This window comes from Butyribacter sp., from assembly GCF_056818865.1.
This window is the reverse complement of the sequence record NZ_DBLYGC010000016.1, coordinates 76,935-83,860: the sequence shown is the minus strand read 5'-3', so window position 1 is coordinate 83,860 and position 6,926 is coordinate 76,935. Positions and strand designations below refer to the sequence as shown.

Genomic DNA, 6,926 nt, shown 5'->3' with positions numbered 1-6,926 from the left:
CACCTGCATAGCAGGTGGTTTTTTTATTTGCTCCATTCCATTTCTCCTCCAAGAGAAACTACATTTCGCAAATTAGGCCTTTAGGCCATACAATAAAAAAGATTTACAGCTTCTAAAAACCGTAAATCTTTCCAATCTGTATATAATTAGTATTACCTGCTGTGTTTTACTCCCATTCTATCGCATTTACCGGACAGGAATCTATTGCCTCCTGTACAGCATCCTTTGTTTCTTCTGAAACAGTATTGTATACCTCCGCTTTTCCATCATCATTCATCCGAAAAACTTCATCAACCGTACTTGTACACAATCCGCATCCTATGCAGACATCCTGCGATACAATTGCATTCATATTATATTTCCTCCAAACTTCATTATATAAATATTATGATATTGGGGTCAAAAAAATATTTTACCCCTTGCATTATAGTATTCCACTTTCATAATAATTTATACATGTTAGTTCAGTTCATCTCTTATTTTCTTTACAAGCGGTCCCGCCTGCTCCATCATATTTGATATATCTTCATATAAAAATCCCTTTTTGGTAGTCATGCTCTTAAAGCCGTCTATCTTACGCATTACATTTTCATATCTTTCATTATTTGATTCCATATCATTTCTTATGTCATTTACCTGTGTACTGCATCTTTCAACAGCCTGTGTAATGCCCGCTCTCGCAGTCTGTGTCTCTGAAACAGAATCAACTATATCCATAAATACATCCTGGGCTTTGTTCATCTGACTCTTTGTTGAATCTAATGTCTCATTTGCACTTTTTATCGAATCAGTAAGTCTTTCCGAACTGCTTTCAAGTCCCTCTATGCTCTTGTCAACATCTGCGACAAGCTCCTTTATATTATGTGAAAGCCCTGTAACTTCCTGTGCAACAACCGCAAATCCTTTGCCATGTTCACCTGCCCTTGCAGCTTCAATAGATGCATTTAAAGCAAGCAGGTTTGTCTTGTTAGCGACAGCTATAATTCCTGCCATGGCTGTTTTTATCTCATCAAAACGTGCTCTGAACTCATCATATATTGCAGAAATATTCTTAAATTCATCCTCCACGTCATTTGTGCTGCTTATGAGTAAATTCATGTCATCACGTGCATTTTCGGATTGTTCATTGATATTATTTATCATATCATTAAAATCACCTGACATATTTTCAATGTTAATAAATTCGTCTCCAAAATCTGAAATTGTCTCATGAAATGCTCTATTATCATTAAGCACATCCTCATAAGCCTGTTTAACTTTGTCAATTTCCGTAATTGATTTGATTTCCTCATCAGCCAAAGCTTCTTTCTTTTCAAGCACAACCCTACTCAGATACTCCATAGAATCAAGATATTCACTTACATCTTTTCCCACTGTTTTCACATTATGTGCATTTGCACCGCCATCATTTTTTAATTCAGGCAAATTTTTTTCCATTTTTCTCTTTCTTCCAAACATACTTTTAACCCTCATTTCCATAAATCAAATACTCATCTACTATCAATAATTACATAGCTATTTAGATAAATTTTCCTATATCTTTCTCTACTCAAATACAGCACAAACCATAGTCTGATTTACATGCTGATTATTAAACTGTTCTCCACCGCCTATGATTCCGACATGATTTCCAAGTTCTGCCATATCATGTACATATGTATCAAAATATTTTTCCTGCTGATATAACAAATACCTGTATATACAATCAATTGAAAATACAAGTGATATTTTTGAAAATGAAGCTTTTATGCTCTCTCTGTTACTTTGCTCAATCTCCTTATAATCACCTAATGACAGGAAATATATACAATCATTTTTGTTAATTCTCTTATAATTATACAATGCACCTCTTGAATCCATATCCATCATAGAAGAAATATAAACCTCTTCTCCAACAGCACGTCCCATCGGATTGTTAAAAACATTCTCAACTATCTTGTTCTTTGGAACTCCTACCTCATTGCTGTATACATCGGCAGCCGGTCTGCCGTCAAGCTCTATAACCGCTTTCTTTAAAGTATCAACTTTACTTGCAAAATGATATTTATCTGTCTTTTTCTCATATATATTTTCTTTAAATACACCCACTTTTCCTGTCGTGTTTTTGATAATTGCATAGACGCATGCATCCTCAAAAACTCTGCCATTGTATGCAACAACAGGCTTCTTTCCGTCGGATACACCAAACACTGTACCTCCGGCAAGTTTTACTCCCATCTTCTCGAGACATGAATTGAATGTCGTGACAAGTTTTTCCTCATCATTGGTGCAAAATTCAATACATACGGTATTTTCTCTGCCTGGAGAAACCCTGTTTACCTTTTCATTTATCTCTCCTATCGCTGCAACCGGACATAAACTTATATCCCTTATAACACCGCATTCTGTTTTGGCATCATCATATAAACCGAGCACTACTAAAGAATCATCCCCATACTCTCCGTTTGCCAGTTTTGTTCCGAGAGTTCCAATACAAGGTATACCCTGAAATTTCTGTGCCAAAATCTCTGCTGTCTCTCTTATTTGAGAAAAAGAACTCAAAAAGATTATCGCTGACGGGTTTCCAATCCCGTTAACAGCGTCCCTAACTGCATCCTTAACATTTCCTTTTCCAATCCCTACATATGATCTCATTTATCCCTCCGTCTAATGTCAAATATACTACACTTGTGTTGTTTTTAACAAATAACATATTAAGTATAAACTATATACACTTAAGTTTAAAGTCCAAAAATTTTAATTTCACTGTATACATATATAAATTATCACTATAAAAAAATAAATCCGTATACAAAAAAGAGTATCACTGTTAGATAATTTAAAACAGTTTTACTCTTTTCTATATTTCAAAATATAATTTTTAATCTGATTTCTAAGTCTGTTCCATTTATCCGAGTTGTTCACATAATAAAGCGGGCAGAGTTTACCTGTAACATCATAATGTCTGATAATGTCAGAATTTTCAATTTGGTATTTCGCACACAACCATCCCGCAAGCTTTATAACAGAGTTGTACGTTTTTTTTGAAAATTTACCTGAACTGTCCGGATGACAGCATTCGATAGATATTGTGTCTGAATTTCTATTATTTGAAGCATATGAAATCTCATTTAACGGAATACATTGTATAATAGTTCCGTCCAATCCGATTATAAAATGACTGCTCACTTTATTTGCCGTATCATCAGATAAGTTTTTTCTGCTCTCAAAATAATTTCTGTTTGCCATCGCATCGGTTCCCGGATTTGCCGTATAATGTATAACTATACCTTTTATTTTTCTAAGCTTTATTCCCGGTCTTGAATTTTTATTTACAGTAAGCAATGCCTTTTTCACATTTGGTTTTGGAACGACATACTGTTCATAATTTATTCTGCTGCTCTTGGTGCCGCTTTTTTGGGTAATTGCAGATTTTACAAGCATAAATACGACTGTCATTATAATGCATATAACAACAGCCGTACCCCACATTTTTAATACTTTCAATCTGCGGCGACGCTTCGCTTTTGAAAGTTTCTTCATATATCCTAGTTATCTCCTACACTATAGTTTGGAGCTTCTTTTGTGATATGTATATCATGTGGATGACTCTCTTTAAGCGATGCAGAACTAATCTTAACAAATTCACCAGTCTCCTGTAATGTCTTTATATCAGGAGCTCCACAATAGCCCATACCTGATCTGAGACCGCCCATAAGCTGGAATACTGTATCTTCTACAGTACCCTTATATGCAACACGTCCCTCTACACCTTCCGGTACAAGTTTCTTTGCGCCTGTCTGGAAATAACGATCTTTACTTCCGTTCTCCATAGCAGCGATAGAACCCATTCCACGATATACTTTATACTTACGTCCCTGATAAAGTTCAAATGTTCCGGGACTTTCATCACAGCCTGCAAAAATACTTCCCATCATACAAACACTTGCACCTGCTGCGATAGCCTTAGTCATATCTCCTGAATATTTGATACCGCCGTCTGCAATAATAGGAATATCATATTTCTTTGCAACTTCATAAGCATCCATGATTGCTGTAATCTGTGGTACGCCAATTCCTGCTACAACTCGTGTTGTACAGATAGATCCAGGTCCTATACCAATCTTTACGCAGTCAACACCTGCTTTGATAAGAGCCTCTGTCGCTGCACCTGTAGCAACATTTCCAGCAATTATCTGAAGGTCAGGATATGCATCACGAACCATCTTGACAACCTTTAATACATTTGCACTGTGACCGTGTGCTGTATCAATTACTATACAGTCAACATGTTTCTCTACAAGTGCCGCAACTCTGTCAAGAATATTTGCAGTAACACCAACAGCTGCTCCACATAAAAGTCGTCCCTGTGAATCTTTTGCTGCCAAAGGATATTTAATCTGTTTCTCAATATCCTTTATAGTAATAAGTCCGGCAAGATTTCCGTCCTTATCAACAATAGGAAGTTTCTCTTTTCTTGACTTTGCAAGAATTTTCTTAGCCTCCTCAAGAGTAATACCAACCTGTGCTGTGATAAGCCCCTCAGAAGTCATAGACTCCTTAATCTTCTTTGTAAAATCTGTTTCAAATTTAAGGTCTCTGTTTGTAATGATACCTACAAGCTTCTTTCCCTCTGTGATAGGTACACCTGAAATATGAAACTTAGCCATGAGATTGTTTGCATCTTCTAAAGTATGCTCAGGTGATAAATAAAATGGGTCTGTAATAACACCGTTCTCTGAACGCTTAACCTTGTCTACCTCGTCAGCCTGTGCTTCGATTGACATATTTTTATGGATGATTCCTATACCACCCTGTCTTGCCATTGCAATTGCCATACGATACTCTGTAACAGTATCCATTCCTGCGCTCATCATAGGTATGTTGAGCTTAATTGATTTAGTGAGATTAGTTGCTAAAGAAACCTGATTAGGAATTACCTCTGAATAATGTGGCACTAATAACACATCATCAAATGTAATGCCTTCACCAATAATCTTACCCATCTTAATATCCTCCTTATTTAATTTGTATATTCATATATTCTAAATAGTACAATATACCACTGACTAAATTGCCAATGGTGTATTGTACTAGTATATAACACTATTTTTATGCTTGTCAATATCGACTTTGCTTTATATTAAAAACCAAACCATAATGATTTATACATCCTGCACTTTGCTTCTTCCCTTCAATTTCATGAGTTCAAGCATTCTTTCATCAGGAGTAAATCTAATTCTCTCTTTTCCCTTGTCACCAAGTACAACTGCAATGTAATGCTTATCTCCAGGCATTCTCGAAGAATAGTCCTCCATAGGAAGATTTCTTGAATTGTATAAAACAGGTGCTTCCTCCGGTGCAACCAGTTCTACTTTTTCCATATCAATTCTTTTTTTGTGTTTTCTTCTCTCGCCGTTGATTATTAAATCAAAGTCTATCTGACCATCAACAAACACATATTCATACGCCACATTTTTCTTTGGCAAAAAATAAATAATCATTGCATCAACAATAAAAACAAATATCAAAAGATACAAACTCTTTAAAACCATTAAATCAAATACTACCAAAAATAAACATAAGAAAATCAGTCCCCATCTGACTGCCGTTCTTTTAGGCGATGGTTTCGCCTTCAAATAAGTTTCTGAATATAATTCTTCCATTGTATGCTTCCTCTCTCTTATTTTTATGAAACAATCTGGCTTTTTTTCTTTCCAAGTAAAAACCAGAATTTAGAGTTTATGATTAGTACAAGGCTATATTCTATCATCATAAGAATAGCCATAACCACAAGACATTGGCAGACATATTTTGCACTTCCAACCGACGGAAAATATGATACTTTCTGCCAGCCAAAATACGCTACTGAACGAAGTCCGAAAACCGTATGTGTACACATAACTGCCAATGAATTTTTTCCCCAGAAATCAAGTCCCGAAAGATTAAATCTCTCGGACAGAAAATCCAACAACATGATAGCTCCAAGAGAACCAATAATACCGCATATATAAAATAATGCAGGCTTTTCTCCCTCTTTAAGCATATGAATATCAATATGACTGTTTAACTGCGACAACAAAACATTTAATATTGAAAGACCTAAACCTCCCAAAAGTTTTATCCTGTCATCTTTGATTTTCTGATAGAAAATGTATATGATATATCCTGCACCTATAAACCATGCCGCCATAAAACCTTTTCCTACTGCACCGATAAGATTTGAAATATTATCTATGCTTATCTGATCCATCCTTCCCTGCATGGAAGTCCCCACATAGTCTATAATGTTATTTACAGCGGTAATCACATAAAGTCCGGCAACTGCATATAGCAGTTTAATAATCTTAGGTGCTCTTATAAGAAAGAAAAAGATTATCTCCCCGAAAAAAATAGTTGGCAGAAACCACATTGAATTTATACCTGCTAAAAATACACTGTCCCACAGATATTCCCAAAATACCTTTGTAATTTTAGACATAGGCTTCATCTTCACATATACGCATCCCACTTTAAACATTATTCCGAGAATACTAAAAGAAATATACGGAACAGCAAGACTTATAAATGTCTTTTTCATAAATACACCAAAGGACCTCTTTTTTATAGAACCCGAATAACTCATCAAAAAACCTGACATTATATAAAAAATAACGACCTTGAATGATGACATCCACAAATCAACAGGATTATCATATTCAGTCACATGACCAAACATAATCAATAACATTCCCAACCCTTTTGTCGCATCTACATATCCAATTCTCTCTTTCATTGTCAAAATCCATCCTAAAACATTTAATTATTTACACATCTGATATTATAATTCATACACTTTTTAATTTCAAGACAGAGTTTTGATATTGACTCATCATTTTACATTGCTTTTTAAAACTAACAGAGGGTTCCACCCGCATATGAAACCCTCTGCATAAATAATTTCAAAT

7 protein-coding genes are annotated in these 6,926 nt (G+C 35.2%); all 7 read right to left on the bottom strand.

What is annotated here, in order from left to right; translation table 11 throughout:
- Nucleotides 1–166 precede the first annotated feature (166 nt).
- The gene (locus ACZLXV_RS08980; RefSeq protein WP_022224623.1) at nt 167–352 is read right to left on the bottom strand and encodes a ferredoxin; all 186 of its coding nucleotides are present in this window, start codon (nt 350–352) and stop codon (nt 167–169) included.
- 107 nt (nt 353–459) lie between these two features.
- Nucleotides 460–1,458, bottom strand: coding sequence for a methyl-accepting chemotaxis protein (locus ACZLXV_RS08975; protein WP_022224624.1), 999 nt, complete (start codon nt 1,456–1,458; stop codon nt 460–462).
- Between the two features lie 87 nt (nt 1,459–1,545).
- The gene (locus ACZLXV_RS08970; RefSeq protein ID WP_482383176.1) at nt 1,546–2,634 is read right to left on the bottom strand and encodes an FIST signal transduction protein; all 1,089 of its coding nucleotides are present in this window, start codon (nt 2,632–2,634) and stop codon (nt 1,546–1,548) included.
- 195 nt (nt 2,635–2,829) lie between these two features.
- Nucleotides 2,830–3,522 (bottom strand): peptidoglycan recognition protein family protein, encoded by a 693-nt coding sequence (locus ACZLXV_RS08965; RefSeq protein WP_482383175.1) that lies wholly within the window; start codon nt 3,520–3,522, stop codon nt 2,830–2,832.
- Between the two features lie 5 nt (nt 3,523–3,527).
- A complete protein-coding gene (guaB, locus tag ACZLXV_RS08960) occupies nt 3,528–4,985 on the bottom strand; it encodes an IMP dehydrogenase (protein WP_022224627.1) in 1,458 nt (485 codons plus the stop codon).
- A 159-nt stretch (nt 4,986–5,144) separates the two neighbouring features.
- Nucleotides 5,145–5,645, bottom strand: a complete 501-nt coding sequence (locus ACZLXV_RS08955) for a DUF6106 family protein (protein ID WP_022224628.1) — start codon at nt 5,643–5,645, stop codon at nt 5,145–5,147.
- Nucleotides 5,646–5,668: 23 nt separating this feature from the next.
- Nucleotides 5,669–6,754: an acyltransferase family protein gene (locus ACZLXV_RS08950; protein WP_482383174.1), complete on the bottom strand. Its 1,086-nt coding sequence runs from the start codon at nt 6,752–6,754 to the stop codon at nt 5,669–5,671.
- Nucleotides 6,755–6,926 lie beyond the last annotated feature (172 nt).